General features: G+C 39.2%; 22 protein-coding genes. 2 read left to right on the top strand and 20 right to left on the bottom strand.

Annotated features, from left to right (window positions below):
- Positions 1–202: 202 nt before the first annotated feature.
- The 4 genes from AC6EJC_RS20010 to AC6EJC_RS19995 form a co-directional block, all read right to left on the bottom strand.
- The gene (locus AC6EJC_RS20010; RefSeq protein ID WP_444955465.1) at positions 203–745 is read right to left on the bottom strand and encodes a hypothetical protein; all 543 of its coding nucleotides are present in this window, start codon (positions 743–745) and stop codon (positions 203–205) included.
- Positions 746–963: 218 nt separating this feature from the next.
- Positions 964–2,553 (bottom strand): RNA-directed DNA polymerase, encoded by a 1,590-nt coding sequence (locus AC6EJC_RS20005; RefSeq protein WP_444955464.1) that lies wholly within the window; start codon positions 2,551–2,553, stop codon positions 964–966.
- A gap of 256 nt (positions 2,554–2,809) precedes the next feature.
- Positions 2,810–3,856, bottom strand: a complete 1,047-nt coding sequence (locus AC6EJC_RS20000) for a hypothetical protein (RefSeq protein WP_444955463.1) — start codon at positions 3,854–3,856, stop codon at positions 2,810–2,812.
- Positions 3,857–4,060: 204 nt separating this feature from the next.
- Positions 4,061–4,264, bottom strand: a complete 204-nt coding sequence (locus AC6EJC_RS19995) for a helix-turn-helix domain-containing protein (protein WP_010345194.1) — start codon at positions 4,262–4,264, stop codon at positions 4,061–4,063.
- Positions 4,265–4,435: 171 nt separating this feature from the next.
- Here AC6EJC_RS19995 and AC6EJC_RS19990 point away from each other — a divergent pair, with 171 nt between their 5' ends.
- Positions 4,436–4,723, top strand: a complete 288-nt coding sequence (locus AC6EJC_RS19990) for a hypothetical protein (protein ID WP_040103230.1) — start codon at positions 4,436–4,438, stop codon at positions 4,721–4,723.
- 265 nt (positions 4,724–4,988) lie between these two features.
- On the opposite strand, the gene AC6EJC_RS19985 is transcribed toward AC6EJC_RS19990, so the two are convergent.
- The 4 genes from AC6EJC_RS19985 to AC6EJC_RS19970 all read right to left on the bottom strand — a co-directional run bounded on the left by AC6EJC_RS19985 (position 4,989) and on the right by AC6EJC_RS19970 (position 7,665).
- Positions 4,989–5,801, bottom strand: coding sequence for a class I SAM-dependent methyltransferase (locus AC6EJC_RS19985; protein ID WP_307347369.1), 813 nt, complete (start codon positions 5,799–5,801; stop codon positions 4,989–4,991).
- A 216-nt stretch (positions 5,802–6,017) separates the two neighbouring features.
- Positions 6,018–6,374: a hypothetical protein gene (locus tag AC6EJC_RS19980; RefSeq protein ID WP_444955462.1), complete on the bottom strand. Its 357-nt coding sequence runs from the start codon at positions 6,372–6,374 to the stop codon at positions 6,018–6,020.
- A 261-nt stretch (positions 6,375–6,635) separates the two neighbouring features.
- Positions 6,636–7,241 carry a class I SAM-dependent methyltransferase gene (locus AC6EJC_RS19975; RefSeq protein WP_090738651.1) on the bottom strand — a complete coding sequence of 202 codons (606 nt, stop codon included), beginning with the start codon at positions 7,239–7,241 and terminating at the stop codon, positions 6,636–6,638.
- A 220-nt stretch (positions 7,242–7,461) separates the two neighbouring features.
- Positions 7,462–7,665 carry a helix-turn-helix domain-containing protein gene (locus AC6EJC_RS19970; RefSeq protein WP_444955461.1) on the bottom strand — a complete coding sequence of 68 codons (204 nt, stop codon included), beginning with the start codon at positions 7,663–7,665 and terminating at the stop codon, positions 7,462–7,464.
- Between the two features lie 171 nt (positions 7,666–7,836).
- On the opposite strand from AC6EJC_RS19970, the gene AC6EJC_RS19965 reads away from it, so the two are divergent.
- Positions 7,837–8,124 carry a hypothetical protein gene (locus AC6EJC_RS19965; protein WP_028542323.1) on the top strand — a complete coding sequence of 96 codons (288 nt, stop codon included), beginning with the start codon at positions 7,837–7,839 and terminating at the stop codon, positions 8,122–8,124.
- A gap of 153 nt (positions 8,125–8,277) precedes the next feature.
- Here the strand turns inward: AC6EJC_RS19965 and AC6EJC_RS19960 are convergent, their stop codons facing one another.
- The 12 genes from AC6EJC_RS19960 to AC6EJC_RS19905 all read right to left on the bottom strand — a co-directional run bounded on the left by AC6EJC_RS19960 (position 8,278) and on the right by AC6EJC_RS19905 (position 22,348).
- Positions 8,278–9,267, bottom strand: coding sequence for a HEPN domain-containing protein (locus AC6EJC_RS19960; protein WP_444955460.1), 990 nt, complete (start codon positions 9,265–9,267; stop codon positions 8,278–8,280).
- A 197-nt stretch (positions 9,268–9,464) separates the two neighbouring features.
- Complete coding sequence (locus AC6EJC_RS19955) at positions 9,465–10,091, bottom strand: hypothetical protein (protein ID WP_444955459.1); 627 nt, start codon at positions 10,089–10,091, stop codon at positions 9,465–9,467.
- A 237-nt stretch (positions 10,092–10,328) separates the two neighbouring features.
- Entirely contained in the window at positions 10,329–11,417 is a 1,089-nt protein-coding gene (locus tag AC6EJC_RS19950) for a hypothetical protein (RefSeq protein ID WP_444955458.1), read from the bottom strand.
- 149 nt (positions 11,418–11,566) lie between these two features.
- The gene (locus AC6EJC_RS19945) at positions 11,567–12,064 is read right to left on the bottom strand and encodes a hypothetical protein (protein WP_061829663.1); all 498 of its coding nucleotides are present in this window, start codon (positions 12,062–12,064) and stop codon (positions 11,567–11,569) included.
- 237 nt (positions 12,065–12,301) lie between these two features.
- Positions 12,302–12,898 (bottom strand): DUF2441 domain-containing protein, encoded by a 597-nt coding sequence (locus AC6EJC_RS19940; RefSeq protein WP_444955457.1) that lies wholly within the window; start codon positions 12,896–12,898, stop codon positions 12,302–12,304.
- Positions 12,899–13,092: 194 nt separating this feature from the next.
- Entirely contained in the window at positions 13,093–14,070 is a 978-nt protein-coding gene (xerA, locus tag AC6EJC_RS19935) for a site-specific tyrosine recombinase/integron integrase (RefSeq protein ID WP_444955456.1), read from the bottom strand.
- Between the two features lie 5 nt (positions 14,071–14,075).
- Positions 14,076–14,213 (bottom strand): hypothetical protein, encoded by a 138-nt coding sequence (locus tag AC6EJC_RS19930; protein ID WP_444955455.1) that lies wholly within the window; start codon positions 14,211–14,213, stop codon positions 14,076–14,078.
- A gap of 218 nt (positions 14,214–14,431) precedes the next feature.
- On the bottom strand, positions 14,432–16,495 hold the full coding sequence (locus tag AC6EJC_RS19925; protein WP_444955454.1) for a methyl-accepting chemotaxis protein: 2,064 nt from the start codon (positions 16,493–16,495) through the stop codon (positions 14,432–14,434).
- A gap of 284 nt (positions 16,496–16,779) precedes the next feature.
- On the bottom strand, positions 16,780–17,319 hold the full coding sequence (locus AC6EJC_RS19920; RefSeq protein ID WP_444955453.1) for a CueP family metal-binding protein: 540 nt from the start codon (positions 17,317–17,319) through the stop codon (positions 16,780–16,782).
- 225 nt (positions 17,320–17,544) lie between these two features.
- Positions 17,545–19,932 carry a polyprenyl synthetase family protein gene (locus tag AC6EJC_RS19915; RefSeq protein ID WP_444955452.1) on the bottom strand — a complete coding sequence of 796 codons (2,388 nt, stop codon included), beginning with the start codon at positions 19,930–19,932 and terminating at the stop codon, positions 17,545–17,547.
- A gap of 309 nt (positions 19,933–20,241) precedes the next feature.
- Positions 20,242–21,180, bottom strand: a complete 939-nt coding sequence (locus tag AC6EJC_RS19910) for an ADP-ribosylglycohydrolase family protein (protein ID WP_444955451.1) — start codon at positions 21,178–21,180, stop codon at positions 20,242–20,244.
- A gap of 82 nt (positions 21,181–21,262) precedes the next feature.
- Complete coding sequence (locus AC6EJC_RS19905) at positions 21,263–22,348, bottom strand: hypothetical protein (protein ID WP_498475279.1); 1,086 nt, start codon at positions 22,346–22,348, stop codon at positions 21,263–21,265.
- Position 22,349 lies beyond the last annotated feature (1 nt).

The raw sequence follows: 22,349 nt of genomic DNA, 5'->3' as shown, positions 1-22,349 counted from the left end.
CGTGAATATTATGTTATCTGAAGTAACTTTCTTCTTGATTAATCCCACATATCTATTATTTCGCTTTTAGCACCTTATATTTAGGGTCTGTTGGTTGTCTGACAGGAATTGAATATTTAAATGTCTCACTCAAAAAAGCATTTTGTAGTTCGACGATAAAATCATGTACGTAGCCTAAAAAATCAAAAATATACTCGTTAAATTATTTCGTTCTGTTCTCAAGATCTATCATTTCTTCTTCTGAAAGCACTATCCCGTTTAAATATCTTGAATAATAAATCCCACCTAAATACTCACTATACCTACCTATCACTTCTCTTATTTCACTTAGCTGTTCTAAATATATGTCCTTCATTCCTACAAATTTATTAAGTACAACTTCTCTCGATTCAAAAAAATAGGTGAATTCAAGAATTGACTTAGAGGATTTTTCCCACAATTTTAAAACTTGCTCATTTGGCTTTTCCCAACGACTATTATGAATTTCAAAATTCATTGCGTATTTTGTTCGCAGATCACCAGGCAAAAGAATTAAATATAAATTCAATTCTCCAAGTGAGTCTCTTGATTTTGCAAGTAAATTTATGGCTTCATCAGCAGTTTTAATTTGCATTTCACGAACAAACTTTTGTTTATCTAATTCAAGATTTCTTCTATGCTGCTTATTTAAATTAGTTATAGCTATCCACCAACCAACAATTGCTATTAAGGCAGATAAAGACCACCCGATAATACTCGGCCACATATAATTCAATCCTCTTTATGATTTTATAGTTATTTCAGATAACGTTCTTGTATTCACGACGTCCGACGAATGTGGGATGTGTCCGGCTGCCCAACTTCTTAGCCAATACATCAGCCGGACCGAGTGCCGAATGGCTCGAAGCAGGAATATTATGTTATCAGAAGTTCATGTTCTCCCTGAATTACTTACACAGTATGAATTAAAAGAAATTTATCACTTCACATATCCAATTCATCAACTGTAACCATATTGTACTTTTTATTATTAATGGACCACTCTATGACTAACTCCTCTGACAAACTTAAAGGATGTGTTTTCTTAATGTGCTTTAGATAGTGAGTTCTTTCATCTTCGGGTAGAATCTGACATGCAATTAACATAGCTCTACGACTCCAAGGATCTAAAGCCGAGTATAGTTCTTTAAGTTCCCGTATCCATGTAGAAGCCCCAGCCTCATGAGCGGCAAAGATAATCTTTCTTTTAGCTTCTGGTGAAGAAGATTTATATAAAGAAAGCAATTTTTTTAAATGATTTAGATCAGAATTGCACGCAAATAAGTTCAAAATCGCTATATAGAAATACTCGTTAGCCTGAATAAGCTCATCCTCAAGTATTGTTACTACCTGATCACCTAATGTCAGAAAATCATCTTCAAAGTTTCTACTTGCTGAAATCAAGTAATGACAAACATCACTAATGGCTGGAATTAATTTATTAATATTGTCTATTGTATATTCAATACCACCTGGTGCGCCTAATTGACCAAGCCTTCTATATAACCATCTAATTTTCTTATAATCTGGTTCAATTACATTTAGATATTTTTCTAAAACTTCATTGATGTTATAATCGGCAAACAATTCCTGATCCTCTGGGTCTAGTTGTCTAAAATCTATTCCTTTATAGGAACCAATGGTGTACTTTTTTAAGACCTTAATCATTTGATCCTCATTTTCATTTAATGGATTATCATTTAGCATATTTTCGCAAATTTGAGCGAATACTTCCGATTTAATGATATCGGTTTTTTGGTTTTGTAATACAAGCTTTTGTTGTTTATCCAATATTTCAGCCATCCGATAAACAGTAATTTGAGCTTCTTTTTCATCGTCGCAAAATACATAAATATCATCTGCATAGCGACAAAAGTCAATTCCTTTTATGCATAAACTATCATCTATTGGGATTAAGGTCATTTCAGCAAGCAAATGTGAAGAATGCGGTCCAATAGGTATACCTCTAGATACCGTTTTTGTGACGTCCTCCAGCAAACGCATGATAAATTTAATTATTGAGTTTGGTAATCCTGACTCACCCAATTGATTTTCTACAGTATGATGGTAAATCTGATTATAGAAATCTGATATATCCATCTGAACTACGTATCTTTTTCTCTTACTTTTTTGTAAGCAGGATGTCCAAAATTCTTTCCATGAATTTTCATTACTATAAAAGGTTCCATCTCCCTTTGGAGCGAATCTATAACTAAATACTGTATTTTCTTCCTTGGGTCTCCTACGATTTTCGATCAAATGACCGTATTCAAAGATAACCGCCGCTATTAAAAGACTATCAATTGGATCTAGCTGAGTTGCAATTCTATATGACAGTTCTGTTTTAGGTATAACGAATCTACGCGCGGGACTAAATTGATGTTGTGTTATGTCGTAATCTTTTAACCTTGTTATTACCTTCTCTTTAAGATCGTAAAAGACATTTATTTCTTTAGGGCTTGGAAATAGATCTGTATCTTTTTCTAATTGCAGATGGTTAATAGCCCATTTTATAGATTCCTCTTTAAGCTTCACAGTACTTCCCCTTTCATCTCTTGACTATGCAAATATGCCTTTTTGTGATATTGCTTTTCATGAATTTCTGATAACGTTTCTGTATTCACGAACTCTTACTGCCTTAAGCGACCAAAGGGAGCGGCCGCGAGTCGGTTAGGCAGTAAGGGTTGTCTGCCTGATTTCGCTTCTTCGAAATGCCTCGGGCAGACCAAGCGGTGTTAGCCGCGCAGTGTGAGTATTATGTTAACTGAAGTTCCTGCCTTCATAGAATATGCTAATCACCATAAGTACCTAACATATATGCATTCATTTCCTCTATATATTTGTTGTGTAAAGGAAACTTATTACGGCACAAATCTACCAACTTATCTCTTAATATCTTATCTTGGATCATGTACTTACACATATGCTCAAACTTTGCAAGCTCAATAGGTAGAGCTGGAATATTTAGATTATCATATAAATGAAATAGTTCAGTAAAAACTCCAAGTGTTACTCCCACTACATCGTCATAAACTAATTGAGCTTCTCTTTTAGTATCATCCCTATTGAAATATTGATGGAAGTTATCATTAAACAAGTTAAAGTCTATCTGCATATAGCCATCAAAAGTATAATTCTCTTCATTCCTTGCCTTTGATAAATGATCATATTTGTTGTCAAAAAGTTCTTCATAAGTTATCTTAGTAAATTCAAGTTCGTCATGATTCAAGTCACAGTAAATTCTCCATGTATCATCATGCGAATTAACTCTCTCATTATCAAATATTAGATGACCTCCTTTGTTTTTTATATCTAATTTCAAGTGCATTGAATAAGAAACAATGTCAGCATCATAATCAATTTTATTAGGGTTATATTTATTTGATAAAGTTTGATATCGCTTTGGATTTGTTATTCTAAACACATCTTCTATAAAAATAAATTTATCACTGGTAATTCGATAACTTTGAATGCCGCAAAGAGTATTAATTGCTCTTGCAAGATATAGCTTTGCATAATAATTTGTAATCTCTATCCAATGAAGAGCTCCTGATAAATATAGATTCTTTGCTGCTAAATAGTTGTAGAATGCTTTATAGAAATAAAATAACGATTCATGTAGCAATGTAACTCTCAAAAGTTTCATATCTTCTTCATCAAGAGGAATTATGATTTTTGTGCCATTCTTATATTTCTCAAAGAAATCTACATTTTTATTAAAATTTTCATGCATAAACTTAGGAAGATGCCATTCTCTTGGACGTGGTACACCGGCCCTGAATTCAGTATATTCTGTATCTTTGTAAAAATTAATAATAGCATGTCTTAAGGAATTCATTGATTTTTCTCCTTTTTAATATTACTTTGCGGGAATTTCAGTTAACGTTCCTGTATTCATGAACCCCGAAGGGGTTGTCTGCTGAAATGCTTCCTGAAATCCTTCTCGCAGACCAAGGCTCCAAAGGAGCCGCTGCTTGAATATTATGTTATACGATGGAATCACTTCTTCGATTAACCAGCATCCATTCTTGATTCTAATCTTTCATTGTTCTGCTATATGTTCCAATAAATCTCCTGGCTGACAACCTAAAGCCGCACATAATTTATCAATCACTTCTAATGATACATATTCGTTCGTATTGAGTTTCGCCATTGTAGCAGACGAAATACCTGTCATTTTCAATAAATCCTGCTTCTTAATCTCCCTGTCGATCAATAATTTTTGAAATGGTTTATAACTAATCATCTGATATTCCTTTCACACATCGAGTGAATTTTTCTTTAATTATATGAAAGTATATTTTCTTTATCAAAAACATCTTCAACATGTATTGACTTAATTATTTGATATGATAAAATTATGTTTAATAAGTTGAACTTTTATTCATAAAATCAAATACATTGGATGGTGTTCAAAATGCATAATTCTTTGGAAGTCTTACTTGATTCACTGATTCAGACTCGAATTGAATCTTTATATGGCAAGCTTAACAAAAACAACTCCAGCTACAACCAGTTCTCATCCGAACGGAATCTCTATTTCAAGCAGTTACATGAAGGAGTACCGGAGAATATACAGAAGACCCTTTTCCTTTACGACGATGCTGAGCTTTCTGTTCAAGCTATTTTAGAACGTGAAATTTATTTGCAAGGTTTTAAGGACGCTCTTCACCTGCATAACGAATTACATATACCTTTAGATTGAGAGCCTTCTGGCTCTTTTTCAATTTGATTCTGTCGTATAACGTTCAGGCATTCACGAACCCTCACTGCCTTAAGCGACCAACGGGAGCGGCCGCGATGCGGTTAGGCAGTGCAGGGTTGTCCGCCTGTTAATCTTCCCTGAAAATCCTCGGGCCGACCAAGGGGCGCGACAGCGACCCGCAGCGTGAATGTTTTGTTATCAGATGTCAATACCTTCCTCGAACCTCTAAAAATCTTGGAGTCAGTTTCGCTTTTGTTTTTATATCTTATAGTTTTCTTGCCTTTATCACAAAAGTTACTGGAAGCATTTTTGCTCTCTTTGCCATATCGCTGTTATCATCCCGCAATTGCATAAACTCATAATCACATTCCTCAATCATTAGCTCAATTACAAACCCAGCTTTTGCAAGCGCGTTTACATAAGTTGACAGCATACGGTCCGCTAACAATAGCTCACCTTCATCAACTGCTACCGGATACCAACCTTCATTAAAGTAACTCTTATTAATTACAAACCTATCATTTTCTGTAGTAACCCATCTGTGTATAGGGTGAGACCAACTGAAAATAAATAGCCCGTCTTTTTTAAGGTAAGAAGATATTCGTCGAAAGGTACCCTCAAGATCGGTGGTCCAACCTATGGCATAAATTGAATAAACATAGTCAAAATAATCCGTCGGGATGCCGCATTCTTCTTCCATGGGAGAACATATCAATTTTGCTGCTATTCCACATGACTTCAAATGTTGCGCTGCCTTTTCAATTTGTCTTTCTGAAATATCCACAGCCCATAGTTCAGATGCGTTTCGTTCCCCTTGATATTGCAAGGATTGACCATTTCCGCAGCCGATCTCCAGCAGTTTTTTTCCTGAGATATCACCAAAGAGCTGGCACTTTTCTTCTGAGATAAATGCTCCATAATAAGGGAGCACGATTGCTTTTAAGAAGTCATTGCCTTTGGTATCCCAATATAGGCTGTTTGTTTTATGAACAACATTCTTTTTTAAGTCTTCCGAGCTGCCGACACCATTTTCCCCATCAACAATAATGCTTCTTCTATTTAATGAATTCTTGTCCATGAAGGCACCTTCTCTTAGTAGATATTTATATTTGAGCATTTCAGATTTGCATTAATTTCTGATAACGTTCCTGTATTCATGACGTCCGACGGAGTCGGATGTGTCTGCTGAACTCGCTTCTTCGAAATCCATCAGCAGACCAAGGCTCCATAAGGAGCCGCAGCTTGAATATTATGTTATAGGATGTCAATGACTTCTTCGCAATTGCTAAATACTCTAAGATCTCATTTCATTTATTATGCTTTGAAGACCTGAAAGATTTCCTTTACCTAGTGTTGAATAATAATTTACATGCTTTTGGGATGCATCTAAAGCTTTTATAAAATACTCTTTTCCAAAATCTCTTTTTATACTTTCAAACAATAATCTATTAGTTTCATTATTGAATGCCCTTTTATATACTTCTCCGCTCATCATCGCCAGAAATATGGTGATAAACGCTTGTGCTGATCCTTCATTCATTCCTGTGACCTTATTAATCTCTATCTTTCCTTCAGTTCTTGTAATTTGCCCTGAATATACCTTCTTTGCTATTTCATAAGCTACTTCGCTCATTTCCATAGTGATTTTCATATATTCTCCTTACAAATTTAGATATCGTTTTCATGATGTTTGTATATCCGCTGATTTCCTATAACGTTCCCGCATTCACGACATCCCACCGCCTAACTGCCGCTTGCGGCAGTTAGGCGGTGGGATGTGTCCGGTGAATTCACTCCCCCGAAATGCCTCTTCCGGACCAAGTGGCGGACTTGACCCGCCACGCAGCGTTGAATGCGATGTTAACAGATGTCCACGACCTCTTCGAATTACATACGATAAATCTTTATATATTCATTTCTTTAATATGTAATCAATAAATCCTTGTCGTATTTTTTTGCCCTCATAGATTCTTTCCAAAACTCGATCTTCTTTATAGATTAATTTCATATCATCAAACATCGCATCAGCTTCATTGTAATCATAATACGAATGGATAACTGGCTCATTATCTTCAATCTGTTCATATTGGTTATCTCCTAAATCAACACCTTCTCCAACCCGAAAATCCTTAACGGTTAGGAAATTCACAAATAATACTCCATTGGGTTTCAATACCCGTTTCATTTCATTGATTGATTGTTTCACATCTTCTTTTCTCATATGAAACACCGAGTTATATGAATACACAAAACTAATCGACTCGTCACTAAATGATAAAGATCTCATATCACCATGTTGTATATTTAAATTCTGTCCTCTCATTTCTGCAAATCGATTCGCTTTTTGAAACTGTTCAATATTCATTTCTATTCCAATAGTTTTGTATCCATAATGTGCAAATAGACTTAATGGAGGGGAATCTCCTCCCGCCCCGCAGTCCAATACTGTTCTTTCCATACCGCTTTCATTACATAAAGCTAAAAATCTATACAGTGGTACTTGTCTGAAAAGCTCCACAACAATCGTCTCCTTCGTCTTTTGGTTTTATAGTTTTATTGTTTCGTGGATTTCTGCTAACGTTCCTGTATTCATGACCCCCGAAGGGTTGTCTGCTGAAATGCTTCCCTGAAATCCTTCTAGCAGACCAAGGCTCCGAAAGGAGCCGCTGCTTGAATAGTATGTTATATGACGGAATCACTTCTTCGATTAACCAACAGTCATTCTTGATTCTAATCAGTCATTGTTCTGCTATATGTTCCAATAAATCTCCTGGCTGACAACCTAAAGCCGCACATAATTTATCAATCACTTCTAATGACACATATTCGTTCGTATTGAGTTTCGCCATTGTAGCAGACGAAATACCTGTCATTTTCAATAAAGCCTGCTTCTTAATCTCCCTGTCGATCAATAATTTTTGAAAAGGTTTATAACTAATCATCTGATATTCCTTTCACACATCAAGTGAATTTTTCTTTAATTATATGAAAGTATATTTTCTTTATCAAAAACATCTTCAACATGTATTGACTTAATTATTTTACTTGTTAAAATTATGTTTAATAAGTTAAACTTTAATTCATAAAGTCAAATACATTGGATGGTGTTCAGAATGCATAATTCTTTGGAAGTCTTACTTGATTCACTGATTCAGACTCGAATTGAATCTTTATATGGCGAGCTTATCAAAAACAACTCCAGCTACAACCAGTTCTCATCCGAACGGAATCTCTACTTCAAGCAGTTACATGAAGGAGTACCGGAGAATATTCAGAAGATCCTATTCCTTTACGATGATGCTGAGCTTTCTGTTCAAGCTATTTTAGAACGTGAAATTTATTTGCAAGGTTTTAAGGACGCTCTTCATCTGCATAACGAATTACATATATCTTTAGATTGAGAGCCTTCAGGCTCTTTTTCATTTTGATTCTGTCATATAACGTTCCTGTATTCATGACCCGACGTATGTCGGGTGTCCGGCGAATGCCGGGCCAAGGACGAATGTCCGCAGCGTGAATATTATGTTAGATGATGTTAATATATGTTCTTCGAATCAAAAATCTCTACTAGGTTCAAAATTATAATAAGCTCCAAATCTATCGTAAATCCTATCTACTGCAACTTCAAAATCTTTGATGATGACTTTAAGTTTTTTGTCATTGACACTTAAATCCATACCTCCTTCATGAACAAATGTATTTCTTAACTCAACAATTTCTTCAATAGAGTCAAAAAGAGAAACTTTTCTGTTTAAAATCGGCTTGTTTAATACAGTAAATATATCTAATTTTTCATCAACCTTTTTAAAATTTTCTGCAACTATTCGTGGTCTTTGAAATGAAAATTTTTCAACTAAAGCCTCTTCAATTGAGGTATTCCCAGCAGAGATATCTCTTAGATTATTTACTGAAAACCGCGCTTCTTTAAACAGCTTGTCCCTATTATCTGTATATTTCAATATCACAATAAATGATTTCTTCAAATATTCTTCCCAAGTTGCTACCAAGTAAGGTATTAACAAGTTATTAGAAAAGAATCTTGGATTTAGATCATCTATAAATGAAATGCCTGTATGCTCTACCCTTGAAATATCACCTTTCAAATTCCTTGAATCTAAATATATTTTGGGTTTAATAAGTGCATTCTTGTAAACCCACCTAGCGATAAAAAGTCCTGCTTCTAACTCAGTAGGGACTTTTTCATCTATTATAAAATAACGGTTTTTGCCCTCATCCGTTGAAAAACTTCCTTTAAAATAATCTTTTATATATTTAATAGTTTTATTTTGATGTTCTAAATCCCAATAACTTCTCCCTGATCTAGTTCTTGTATAAACTAAAATATTACCGTCTTTCTTATAAATGTCGAGTTCTACTCCAACATACGATCTATAATTCTTATATTCATACCAAAAATAACTTGCTAGCATACCTTGATTTTTGAATTCGTTTCTTTGCTTTGTGTAGCCTAACAAGGCTATTAAATTTATTAATTTATTATAGGCTGTACCTTCAGGAAGAATATTTTCTGAAGTAAAACTCATCTTTAAATCATACTCCTTTGATTAAAAACAATTAATTTCACCTAACGTTCCTGTATTCACGAAGTCCGACGGAGTCGGATGTGTCCGGCAGCTTCTTCTCCCCCGCAATCCCTCTGCCGGACCGAGGGCGTATGCCCGATGTGTGGATATTATGTTATGCGATGTTAATCGCTTCGAAGCACCACTTACACAAGTTATTAGATGATCTTGAATATTGATAACGAATTTTTAAAGCCTTCTCTTATGTTTACAAGATCATGCAATGTTATATACTTTCTAGAATTTTCAAAGCTCTTCAAATTTTCCTTCATAATTATAATATTCATGTTTTTCTCATCAGTAATATCAAGAGCAATATATGGTGCTCCATTATGAATAAAGAAATTTCTACTTTCATCTAGGACTCTAAACCACGCTGTGTCGCTTGAAGCAACTCTAAGTATTCTGGCTAACTCTTGTCCTGTCTTATCTTTATGAATAGATATCCCTATCGCGGTATAAAACTCATAAATATACTGGCTGAATAATTCGCAGCAGGAGTTGATCTCAAACAAAAATGCATCGATATCGATTAATAAATCCAGCTTCAAATCATCGTTTATGCAAAGAGCATATCCTTCTTTGTCCTGTGTGAAAATATGCTCTTCAGATACATTCATTACTTCTTTACTTAACAGCTGTATACTATTAGTAAGTCTTTTTAAGAGTCGGTCTATCAGATCAAGCCTTATTGCTATTGACATAGAGAAATCATTAAATTCATCACTAGGTGTAGCAATACGGCCTTCTTTTATTGCTTTATGGATTTCTGTAATAACTCTCAAGCCTCATTTATTTTTGAAAATACACTCAAAATGAACCCATTTTTCTACCATTTTGTTAGACTCCTTTCTTGTCTTGATGAATTTCGCATAACGTTGCTGTATTCATGAACCCCAGCGGGGTTGTCTGCTGAAATCCCTCTCTGAAATTCATCCGGCAGACCAAGGCTCCAACGGAGCCGCTGCTTGAATATTATGTTATCGGAAGTTACTACTTATATTTATCAACATGTATTTTTTCTAGTTCAAATTTTTGGAATTTTCATCTTTAATATAAGTCCATATCTTATAAAGCTCTGCTACTGTTTCCTTCAGAGAACTAATAAAAGATTGGTAATCAACAACTTCTTCAGGAATTGTTGCTTCATGTGCGACATAACTACTAATTGAATAAGCTTTTTTTAATGGGTATGTTACATGATTAGGTAATATACCTTTCTTATTTAATTCAGATACCAAGTAATGTAAAGGCTTTTTATTATCTTCTTGAAAAACTTCGAAGTAGATTTGACGCAGTAACCCCTCCAGAAGTACTCTTTGTTCAACCACTTCAAGTATTTTTTCCTTATCATTGAAAACTTCCTCAAATTTAACTTCTTTAGTCATAAGATTATTATTCAAGATGTTCGGCATTGTTTCTATTCTTCTCATGAGGTTTTCTTGTTTTTTCATGCTTCTAGATTTTCTATCGAAAAATTTAAAGTTTCCAGCAAGCATTCTATTTACTATAGTATTCATGAAAGAGTTAGAAAACATAATTAATATAACTGATATAAATATTAATATATAAAGTAATAGTTCATTTACTTGATATTTCTCATATAATTTACTTATGATTCCTATCGCTGTTACAACAAGAAGAAGGCTTATCATCAAAGACAATCTTGAAGAAATTAAATTATTCTCTTCGCTGTTATTTTTTTCAGTAGAAGAAATATATTCAAATCCACAACTATTTATAATTTCTTCTACTTCTTTTAAAAACTTTAGCCTTATACTATCTGTAATATGTTCATTTTCATATATTCTTGCATATACCATCATACTTATGCCTCTAACGTCCAATCTTAATTTACTATTTTTCAGCAATTCATAACCTTCTATGATAGAGTTCAAATCTATAGAAGAAACTGGAACACCGCTGTTAACATGATTGCGTATTACTAAACTTACTATTTCTTCTTTTAATCGAATAACTTCTTTTTCCTGTTCTCTCCTTCGTTTGTATTCCTGATAAATAAAAATCAATATTCCTATAAGTAAAGATAATATGGTAGCTGAATTCACTAGAGACACAGAAGATATCAAACTATTCCAAAAATCAAACATAATAGCCTCCATTTTATATCTACAATAATTTCCGATAACGTTCCTGTATTCACGACCCAGCATATGCTGGGTGTCCGGCGCATGCCGGGCCAAGGACGAATGTCCGCAGCGTGAATATTATGTTATGTGATGTCTGCTTCTTCTTCGAACTACTTAGACAGCTTGTTTGATTTCTTTGCCATGCTTTTAAACTCTTCATATTTCTCTTTAGCAGCTTTAATTTTACTTTCCACTACATAAGGAGCATCATCTGAAAAACTGGGTAGTTTCTCATTTATGTAATCGTATAATGATTTTTTCTCAGCAGTCGTCGGAATTATCGGCGCAACAGGTATAGGTAGTGGCTTATCTTCTACTTCTATTCCTTCATGCAAATCAGCCATCCCAAAAGAAAGAAAATTATGAATAGCTCTTTTTCTATCTTCTTCTGTCTGTTTATAATTTCCGTCCGAATCTAAATGGAATCTATCAAATTCCACCATAAGTAGTTTATGCGGCTTCCTGTCTTTATTCCTGTAATATAAGATCACTTCAAGTACTTCCTCACCTGCTAATTGAGGAACAGATTTATGCTTATGATCTTTAGGTCGGGCGATCTTTATAACTTTGCCTGCACGAGATACAAATAAATATCTGCTTTGAATCATCTATCTCACTCTTTCTCTCTTATTTAAGCTGATTTCACATAACGTTACCGTATTCACGACGTCCCACCCACTTAAGGACCCTCCAGGGTCCGGCTGCGCTTGCGCAGTTAGTCGGTGCGGATGTGTCCGCTGAATCCACTTCTCTGCCGATCATATCTCGCGGACCGAGGAGCCGCCAGGCTCCGATGCGTGAATATGATGTTATAGGATGTCAGCGTCTCCTTTGAAATACTCAGATTATACTAATGTGAAATCATCAATTATTTCAACAACTTCAATTTTTCCATTAATCAGAAGCTCAGGGAGTTCGTTTTTTACATTTCCCTTCCAATATTCTCTAGCCTGTTCGATTTTTTTTGAAAATGATACTCCGTCTACCTTTGGTAATAGGTTCCCATCACCTTCAAAATAACTCCCTGTTACTCGTAGCTTAACAATCTGCAAAACCTTCCGATTAAAAGAATCAAATATCTCCTTCCATTTCAAAGCATCCTCATAACTTCTCGCAGCATATAAGCAAGACAATCTAGAAGGATAATCCGGATATTCTTGTAATCTCACCATTTCTACTATTACTTCTCTAACAGATCTGATCGTTTGTCCTGCATACTTCATCGTTGCTGCAGCGTTCTCTTTATCCAGCTTCAATCCTTCATTTGAATAATGATCATGTAAAATCTTAAAAATATCTTCACCGTTATTATTTGTATATGTCTTCTCAAAAAAGAAATGATACAGGTTGTTCTTCTGGTTTTTGTCAAAATTGATAATCTGTCCAGGACTCATTTCTTTCCTAGTCACAATATGATAAACAAGCATTTCGTTCTCATTCATAGTCTACCTCCGTTTGACCATTAACGTAAAAAAAAATTCAATAAGTAACTAACAATATTGATTTTGATATTTAATTTTTACGCTGATTTCCTATAACGTCTTATTTACGAACTTCCGAAAGAATGCTCTCTTCGTCATATTCACGAACTTCGTGAATCCTGCACTTTTCTCCTTATTCCGGCACTTTCTGCGTTTCAATGCTCCAGCCCGCTGATCCGATCCAACGGACTTTGAATCCGCCCAATGTCCCGTCTGCTCACATGTGTATACCGCTCCGTCGTTCGCACACTCTGATGCCCTAGCAGTTCCTGAATATAGCGAAGATCAATCCCATTCTCCAGCAAGTGGGTCGCAAAGGAATGCCTTAGCGAATGGATACTCACCTGTTTGCGAATGCCCGCTTCAGCCAGCGCTTTTTCAAACACTTTCTGCGCTGAACGTTCCGTCAGGTGGCGGCCTTCCCTCTGCCCTGGAAACAGCCAGTCTTCTGGCTGCTCCACCCCTATATACTGCTCGACCACCGCAAAAGCCGCTTCGGATAGCAGCGTTTGCCGATCCTTCCTGCCCTTTCCCTGACGAACTTTCAGTACTTTCCGTTCACGGTCGCAGTCTTCAAGACGCAACCTCACCACTTCGCTTACCCGCAGCCCGGATGTATACGTCAGGTACAGAATAGCCTTATGCTTTAGATTTTTCACTGCTTTCAACAGACGCATAACCTCATTCAGGGACAGCACATCTGGCAGTTTACTCTCCTTTTTCGGACGAACATAGGCGGCGGATTTGGACTGCTTTAGCACATGGCGAAAGTAAAATTTCAGCGAGCTGATCGCTTGGTTAACATAAGCGTGCGAAAGGCCTTTTTCGAGCAGCGCCAACGCATATTTTTGCACCGTCGCATCATTTATGCTTGCTTCGGTCCCTTGCAATCTTGCAAAAAAGCGTTCCGTTTGCGATATGTATGCTTTAATCGTCTTGCTGCTGTAGCCTCTTGCCACCAATGCATCGCGCATTTCTTGCCGCTGATTTGGGTTCCATTCACCTCGTTCCGAAGAAGAGGGAACCGCATTAGCCTGCGTGTCCCGCCGATCCAGCCATTCCAGGATGAACGGCAGCTCTTTATTCAAGCGCTCGTCGCACTCGAACTTGCAGCTCCGATACGCTTCCAACATGCTTTCTACAGCCGAGATACTGTAAGGAATGGTCCATATTTTTTCGTCTGGAACCCATTTCCTGCTCGGTATGGATCGAATCCTTCTCGCCCCAACCGTACGCCGATCGTTTTTTCATCCCGATAAAGTAGGTTTATCTTCATCTCACTTGCCTCCTTAGTATATCAGCCGTTCAAAAAATTGGAAATCTAATTTTACACAAAAAAAGGGACTTAAGATAGATATTCATCTCAAGTCCCTGATTCTTTCGGAGTAAATTATTGATCTATTAAGCCCGATTTACGTTACCATAAAATGTCTTACCTTTATTTGTCCAGTTCCTCCGTCACATCATCCCATAGCATCGCCGCCACCTACCATGTTACTCGACCTTAAACTGTTTTAATTCGTCTTGAAGTTTATTGGACAATTGGTTTAATTGTTTGGATAGTTCAGCAACTTGTTCGAAGCTCTCCAATTGTTCCTGCGTGCTGGCGCTGACCTCTTCGGTTGAAGCGGAATTCTCTTCGGTGGTGGAAGATATGATCTCCAGTGCCTGCAAAATCTCATCTTTGTGCTTGTGGACTTTGGAAGTGTTCGTGCTGATCTGGATCATTCGCAATTTCAAATCTTCCAAATCCTTATTAATGCTAAAGAATACTTGCTTCGTGTCCTCCACCGATCTGGCATTTTCTTCTGCAATTTTCAGCCCATGAACTGTATGCTCAACCGATACGCTGGTTTTTTCTTCAATTACACGTACCTTCTTGTAGATTTCCTGTGTCGCCAGCGCCGTCTGCTCAGCCAGCTTGCGAACCTCCCCGGCAACCACAGCAAACCCTTTGCCCTGTTCTCCTGCACGTGCAGCTTCAATAGAAGCATTGAGCGCCAGCAGGTTGGTCTGCGTTGCAATTTGGTTAACCGTATCCACGATGCTGGAAATCTCATGACGACTCAGATCAATCTCCTGAATAATAGATGACATCGCTTGTGTGGAATTGTGATTTTCTTCTGCCCATCTGGATAACTGATCTACTACAGCAAGCCCCTGTCCGCTTTGCTCAGCAGAGATTTGCACCATCGTTTCGATGGCTTTGGCATCATTGGCAATTTCGTCAATTTGGCCGGATAATGCTCCGGTTTTTTGTAAAATGTTATCCGTTTCGATGGATTGGTAGTTCGTTGCATTGGCAATTTCATTAATCGCTGTCGCCGTATCGTTCATCGTGATCGCGGTTCTGGAAGAAATGGATTGCAAATCATGAGAAGACTGATTCAAGACTTGAGCTGAGCCACCCACCATTTGGAGCATGCCTTGAATTTTTTGAACCATATTGTAAATTCCTTGAGAAATTTGCCCGATTTCGTTGTTGGAATGCGTATCAAACTGAACGGTCAAATCTCCATTTTCAATCAGCTTGATTTTTGCAAGCAGCTTCGGTATGGATCTCAACAGATAACGGAGCGTTATATAACAAATCACAACGAGCAGGATGGTGGCTACCGCAAAACCGCCAATAGTAATCCAGGTAAAGGCTTTTAATTCTGAGAGCACCTCTTCTTCAGAAATGGTTAAGCCTACGGACCATCCGGTATCTTTACTGGTTGCATACCCAATGTAACGACGTTCCCCATTATCATTAATTAGCTGTACTCCGGACTCACCAGCAATCATTTTCTTTCCGATCTCCCCAAGATCACCTGTGCTTTCGTTAATCTTTTCTTTCAGCACTTTATTTTGATCGGGGTGATACAAAATATCACCTGTTTTGGATGCAAGAATCGAATAACCTGTGCTTCCAAGCGAATAGCTTTGCATAACGGCAGGGATGTCTTTGAAAGCAATATCGACAGCAGCAAATCCGATTAATTGGTTACTGCTATCTTTGATCGGATAGAAAATGCCCATGAGCACACTACCCGAATTGACGTCAATATAGGGATCTGAGTAGTATAAACCGTCTGCTTCTACAGCCGGCTTGAAGTACGGGCGTGTTTGGATATCGAAATCCGGGTTGGAAGCAGCACCATCATTCTGAAGAAAGAAGCCTTTACCAGATATTCCAGCAATCCAGGCGTCGGCAAAAGATGGCTCTGCCTTTACAATGGCTGCCAGAGTCGCTACTGTTTCGGCAGCATAAGGAGAAGTTTTCACCATTTCTGCCGATGGGGTGGTTTCTAAATATTGCTTAAAAAGATTGTTCGTTGACATTTGTTTGACAAGTGATCCCTTTTCCTTAAACAACGCATCGAATTGAGTGACAACGGCCTGCGTCTTGGTCTGGAGCATGGCCTCTTGCTGCTTGACAAGTATGCTTTGCGTGCTTGCAAACATGAACGTCCCCAAGGTTGCAAAGACGACAACGATAATGACTAACAAGACCATAGCCAATGTGTTGGCGATGCTGGATGATCTGAATACGTGCTTCTTCATATTTTGTGACATGCTGCCATCTCCCCGAGGAATATTGAGTGAAAAGCTCTTAGATAATATGTCGGAAGTTTGCAGCTGTTTTAATAGGTTTTTAGTATATACAATTTAAAGTTTCGCTATCTGATTCCTCATAGATTCCCTCCCAACCTGTTCGGTAACTCCAGCAAAAGATTAGGGCAGCACAAAGAGCCTCCGTCAGACGTAGGCTCTTTACTAAAAACTATATATGAGAACGCAGAGTTTTGCGGATTTAGAGCGTTTCAGCGATCCGTAAGCTCAACCCTCATTCTCCGTCGTTAACCCAACTGCATCGTTGTGATACACGTATCGTTTTTTTCATATGTAGAGAATTCAGTTTCAGCCGTTTTACCTTCATGATTCACGCTAATACGGTATGTTTTATCCCTCGGTAGCCATAGATCAATAAAACCATTGGATTGTGATTTCATGGCGGCATTCTCCATGATGACATTCCCTTCGGAGTCGTGAACGGTCACATTGAACGCTCCGTTTTTTATTTCGCCTTGGCAGCCAGTTAGACTATGAGTTGCACAAGGGTGGGTCTGCTCCACATATGGTGCAATCGAAACAAAAAACTCGTTGTCAGGCAAATCATAAGTTATGGGTTGGGTATCGTCCCCTGTGACAATCAACTGACTGGAATTAATGGAAGCAGACTGGGCTGTTGCCTTGCCTGCACTGATATCATGCACCAATTGCTTGATATCTGTCGTCTCATGTTTTTCCGCCCCTTCTTTCTGAATATTTCCTGCAATTAGGTACGTCCCCAATGCGGCAACAACCAACCCTGAAGCGACTAAGATTCCTTTTTTCATCTGGAGTTCATCTCCTCGTCTGTTTTGTATTATTATAAGGGAGAATGCACCATTATGGGCAAAATGGGTGCTGAAGTCACCAGATATTCACATATCTGTGCTATGATTCAGTCATATTTGTATAACATTAGAGGATTACCGATGAGCGAAGGAGCATGATCAGCTCTTCGGTCTCAACGTACAAACACCCCACCACTCCTATCGAGCCATGGGGCACAATTCTTTTTAACGGTCCCTGTTCACGACATAATGTATTAAGTGCTTCAGAAAAGCAATATTACGTGGGATTTCTTCCAATGCTTCCATCGCGAGGCAATAGTGTTCCCACATCTCTTTACTGGCACCTTCAAGACCAAGAATGGACACGAAATTCGAATTGTTATTATCAGAATCTTGGCCAACAGGTTTTCCGAGTAAGCGCATATCTCCTTCCACATCCAGCAAATCATCTTTAATCTGAAAAGCAATCCCCATATGATAGGCAAATTTCTTCAAAGCAGCAATTTCCGACTCCTTGACCTGTGCAAGCATGGCTGGCATAACTAGACAAGCCTCAAACGCCACTCCTGTTTTGTAAAAGCACACCATATTCAGTTGCTCCAAGGTCAGTGCCTTTCCTTTGGAATCCAGATCCATCGCCTGCCCCATACACATATCTTCTGCTTTCTGGGCCGAGTATTGTATCAAAGCAAGCACCGTTTCAGCATTGAACTGGTCAAGTGACGATTGTTCCCCAATCGCCTTCTGGATCAGATACAGACCGGTTAGTTCCGCGGTGGCGCTATTGTGCACCTGATGCAAGGTCTGACGCCCTCTACGGGTAGACGCATTATCCTGGGAAGGCAGATCATCAAAGATCAAGGAGGCTGTATGCATATATTCCAATGATCTCAGAAGAGGCACAATTGCCGATGCATCTAATCCATATTCGTTCACGCCCATGACCCAAGTCAATATAGGCCGTATCCGCTTCCCGTCCCCTTCGAGACTGTAATTTGCAGCCTCAATAAGCTGTTCTTTCATGGCCGGAATCCCTTGAGGCTTGGTAATTTTCAATTGGTTGTTAATCTGCTCACGGACCATTTTGACCGTATTGAAAAAGTCTTCTTTTTCCCTCGCATCGTTTTTCAGATGGGTAATCATCTGGTCCCGAAGCAGCTTATCTAAGAAATCTACATCATCCGCTTTTTGTACCATCTTCTGAATGAGATTATTAAATTCCGGATTTCCGGATGCAAAGATCTCCATCGTTTCATTATACTTTTCAATACCTACACGTTCTTTATAACGTTTGAGTCCATTCATTGCACGATCCAGTATCACCTCACGAGCCATGGCATCGGAGTCATATACGTTATGGATCAAATAGGAAATAACCGCCCAGTATAATTCAAAGGGATTGATAAGATCAGGTCTCTGATGATGATATTTTAAATAGTAGGTATAGGGTGTTACCGCACCGTCTCTCATATCGTCAACCATATCCGCAAAATCATCAGCAAGCTGGTTATAGATACCATAAAAGAATGTTCGTTGCTCAAAACCCTCATCCGCAGGAGCACTAATCACGGAACGGACAATCAATCGGGACGAAGAAGACTTCAAAATAACGGGTATATAAAGCTCTTCATTAGTATAAGTAGCTCGCGTTAGGTCCTTAACACGGTCAATATCTTGAGCATGAAAAAAGACATAGGACTGCTCGAAAAAGGTTTGCTGTGTGTCTGGCCGCTGATGTTCCTTAATATACTCAAATGCATCCGAGAGCTCCGAATGTATGTATTGAATCAACTCCATATGTTTTCCGGTCCAATCGCCCAACTCAGGCACAGATCCACTAAGAATCGCGGCACGTATCATACGGGAATATTGTTCTTTCTCCTGAACGGTCAAAACCTGGGAATCGAGAAGATCATCAATGAAAGGATAGGTCAGACCATAGGAGTACCCAAGCCTGATGGCTTCATCAAGTCTGCGAGCACGTTCCACAGGCAACACTGTATCGTCCATTTCTTCCATCACATGCAGAATAACCCCGATAATGATCTTAATCAGTTTGCGCTGGGCTTGCTCGGAATCCATCTCCTTGGGAATATGGGAGGATACGGACCTAAGTTTGTTGATCACCCAAATTATCGCGGTTTCTATACCTTCCCTCTGGGCCCATCGATACACCCCGGCCAAATTCATAAATTCCGGTTGGTCTCCCCCGTTTGCACTGGTGGATTGGATCAAGTGTTTTTTTACGTCTGCAATGACACGCTGAATCCGGGTATGTGTGTCAGGAGAATCCAGAGCTTTGCCTAGGTCCCTCATATAAATATAGGAGACACTTCGGTCCAGATAATCATCCAATTTGCCTGTATAATTCAGCCATTGAATGTATCTATTATAGTCCCGAGTATCAGGTTTTCTCTTTCTCCGCGAAAAAAAGGATAACCATGAGGAATGATGAAGATGATTTTTTTTCCACTTTTGAATGTCTTCTGTCAGGGTAGTCACATAAGATTTGTCTAAGACCTGATCATACAGTAATGCAAAATACTGAATCGCCTTCCGCTCAGCCAGCTGATATCCTGTATTGGCTTGTAATTTTTCATTCATACAATGCATTACCTCAACTTCTCATTTTGTTAAACATGGTTGCATTTCTCCCTGAGGGAACGAACTTGGATCATGTTGTTATCTTTATACGGAAAAAAAACTGTAAGGTTACGAAATTATCATGCTGTTTACCGAAACATCCTCTTTGGCAATATCCATGAAATTGAAAATCAATTAGATATTTACGAAATTTAATGGGGTCGAGGCGATATAAGAAGTAATCCCAAGAGGTGAATCGTCATGAAATATAGTGAACAAAAAAAGCTGGGCTCTGCTCCATAAGAAAAGCAGCCCAGCTTGATCTTTATAGATATCTCCTTAGAGTGTTTGTTCCTTCTCAACCTTCTGCCATAAAGCCTCAGTCAGTTCATCTATCGTCTCCTTCATCGCCAGCTTCTCGCTCCAACGACTTGGGATACCGCTTATTCCGTAATAAGCTCCTGCAATTTGCCCGTACACCGCCCCGGTCGTATCGGCATCATCCCCCAGATTCACTGCCAGCAGTGCCCCCTCTTCAAATGAAGTCGAATGGTGAAATGCCCACAACGCAGCCTCAAGGGAACGAATGACATACCCGGTTCCTTGTATTTCGGGCGGCTCTTTATACCGGTAAGATCCCCGAATTATTTCTTCAATGGCTGCCGAATAAGCGGGCTCGTCCTGCCGCCACTTATAACAGACGTCCGCCGATAACATGGATTCTTTGTCCGCTCCTCGCAGACCTGCCACAAGGATTGAAGCAAGCACAGCACAGGCCTCCACACTTTCGGCAGCTCCATGGGTGGTTCGCGAGCTCATCTCAGCGTACATCACCGCCTCTTCCGGACGGTCCGCATAGGCCATAGCCACAGGTGCAAGCCTCATAATAGAGCCATTGCCGGCAGTCATGGGGTCAACGGACCCACTGTACGGATCTCCAGTAGCTTCGAAGCGATGCAGTGCTGCTCTCGTTGCACCACCGATATCAAAACACGTTCCCGTGCTGCTCATATATCCCAAGTGGTACCAATTGGTGTATCGGCGCATTTGGTCTGCTGGATCAAATCCATCTTTTCGCACCATACTCTCGGCCAAGCAGAGCGCCATCGACGTATCGTCCGTCCACTGGCCCGGCTTTAACCCAAAGACACCGCCGCCCACGATATCCGTTACAGGTTCAAATGTACCTGGACTGCTGAATTCCACAGTGGTTCCCAAAGCATCGCCCACGGCCAGCCCAACCAGGCATCCCAAAAAACGATCCTTGATAAGTGCCATTTTGGTTTTACGCCCCTTTTCAAATGTAATAACTAACGCATATTTTTCCCATCTCGCCAGGAAGGAAGCCCGACACTGCCATTTATTCGTAGCTTAAGGCCTTACAACGACTATCCGGTTTCAATTCAATGAAAATTCCTGCCTCTTGATGGTAAACAAGTGGAAACCGCTCCGTATCTACATATTCCCGCACACCGCTTGAAAGCCGCCATACCTGAAGCGGGACTCCTTTTCCCCATAAGAATAATTGGTCACCGCAAATGGCCATATCCGCTTGGGGGTAAGGAAAAGCCCCGTCTTCAACAGGCTTACAATTTAGGGAGGGGATCGCTGGAAGCACACGCCGGTACCCGGGCTGGGTCATATCGAATAGGACAACAGCCGGTTCAACTCCTTCCTCTCCCCAATCTTCCTCCTCCAGCAAATCGGCATCCATCTGTCCCCAAACCGCCAATGTATCGGGTCCTGTCCAGTACACCGGCCCATCCCAATCTATTGTTTGCCAAAGATGGCGAACCGATGGACCATTCTCCGATTCCCATGGATTCAGCAGCCAATCCGATAACGACCAAGTTCGGACCACTCCTAATGGAGCCCATACCCATCCCGTATCCGCAATCCACTTTCCCCCTGGTGAAATCAGTAGCCTCCCATGAAAATAATCTAGATAGTGCTCATTTTTGCTTTCGCTGTTATAAATAGGGATAGGTCTTGCTGTCAAAAGCATGCCTGTTTCTACATCCGTCAGATCAAGCCGGTTCCATTCCGTCCCATGAACAAGAATGCATGCACCATCTTGGTGTACAAATGCCAGGGGAAACATACTTTTATCGTAGTGATATTCGTCCCGAGATAATTGCATTTTTTCTTGAGCATGGACTAAATCATACACTGCCGCATGCCGTCCAAAACGATTGGAGATAGCTACATAGCTGCCATCAGAACTGGTAACCATTTGGACAGGTTGCATGGGATTAAAATCAGGAATACAAATACGTGTGCACAATTCTGCGCTGCCAGAGCGAAGTTCTAATCTCCACAGTTCTGCTTGTGTGTTTAGTGCCAGCAGGGTTATGCTTTCCTGAGAGTCGCCCTGTAGTGGATGAATGGCTGTAAGACGTCCGATAGACGGTGGTAAATCAGGTAAAGAAACGCGATGGAATGGCATC

This window comes from Paenibacillus sp. TY11 (genome assembly GCF_059772165.1).
This window is presented reverse-complemented; position numbering and strand designations above follow the sequence as displayed.

Excerpts from the sequence above, each read along its gene's own strand:
- AC6EJC_RS20010 (WP_444955465.1), bottom strand. The coding sequence starts at position 745 with ATGTGGCCGAGTATTATCGGGTGGTCTTTATCTGCCTTAATAGCAATT.
- AC6EJC_RS20000 (WP_444955463.1), bottom strand. The coding sequence starts at position 3,856 with ATGAATTCCTTAAGACATGCTATTATTAATTTTTACAAAGATACAGAA.
- AC6EJC_RS19995 (WP_010345194.1), bottom strand. The coding sequence starts at position 4,264 with ATGATTAGTTATAAACCATTTCAAAAATTATTGATCGACAGGGAGATT.
- AC6EJC_RS19990 (WP_040103230.1), top strand. The coding sequence starts at position 4,436 with ATGCATAATTCTTTGGAAGTCTTACTTGATTCACTGATTCAGACTCGA.
- AC6EJC_RS19985 (WP_307347369.1), bottom strand. The coding sequence starts at position 5,801 with ATGGACAAGAATTCATTAAATAGAAGAAGCATTATTGTTGATGGGGAA.
- AC6EJC_RS19980 (WP_444955462.1), bottom strand. The coding sequence starts at position 6,374 with ATGAAAATCACTATGGAAATGAGCGAAGTAGCTTATGAAATAGCAAAG.
- AC6EJC_RS19970 (WP_444955461.1), bottom strand. The coding sequence starts at position 7,665 with ATGATTAGTTATAAACCTTTTCAAAAATTATTGATCGACAGGGAGATT.
- AC6EJC_RS19965 (WP_028542323.1), top strand. The coding sequence starts at position 7,837 with ATGCATAATTCTTTGGAAGTCTTACTTGATTCACTGATTCAGACTCGA.
- AC6EJC_RS19960 (WP_444955460.1), bottom strand. The coding sequence starts at position 9,267 with ATGAGTTTTACTTCAGAAAATATTCTTCCTGAAGGTACAGCCTATAAT.
- AC6EJC_RS19950 (WP_444955458.1), bottom strand. The coding sequence starts at position 11,417 with ATGTTTGATTTTTGGAATAGTTTGATATCTTCTGTGTCTCTAGTGAAT.
- AC6EJC_RS19945 (WP_061829663.1), bottom strand. The coding sequence starts at position 12,064 with ATGATTCAAAGCAGATATTTATTTGTATCTCGTGCAGGCAAAGTTATA.
- AC6EJC_RS19940 (WP_444955457.1), bottom strand. The coding sequence starts at position 12,898 with ATGAATGAGAACGAAATGCTTGTTTATCATATTGTGACTAGGAAAGAA.
- xerA (WP_444955456.1), bottom strand. The coding sequence starts at position 14,070 with ATGTTGGAAGCGTATCGGAGCTGCAAGTTCGAGTGCGACGAGCGCTTG.
- AC6EJC_RS19930 (WP_444955455.1), bottom strand. The coding sequence starts at position 14,213 with ATGAAGATAAACCTACTTTATCGGGATGAAAAAACGATCGGCGTACGG.
- AC6EJC_RS19925 (WP_444955454.1), bottom strand. The coding sequence starts at position 16,495 with ATGTCACAAAATATGAAGAAGCACGTATTCAGATCATCCAGCATCGCC.
- AC6EJC_RS19920 (WP_444955453.1), bottom strand. The coding sequence starts at position 17,319 with ATGAAAAAAGGAATCTTAGTCGCTTCAGGGTTGGTTGTTGCCGCATTG.
- AC6EJC_RS19915 (WP_444955452.1), bottom strand. The coding sequence starts at position 19,932 with ATGCATTGTATGAATGAAAAATTACAAGCCAATACAGGATATCAGCTG.
- AC6EJC_RS19910 (WP_444955451.1), bottom strand. The coding sequence starts at position 21,180 with ATGGCACTTATCAAGGATCGTTTTTTGGGATGCCTGGTTGGGCTGGCC.
- AC6EJC_RS19905 (WP_498475279.1), bottom strand. The coding sequence starts at position 22,348 with ATGCCATTCCATCGCGTTTCTTTACCTGATTTACCACCGTCTATCGGA.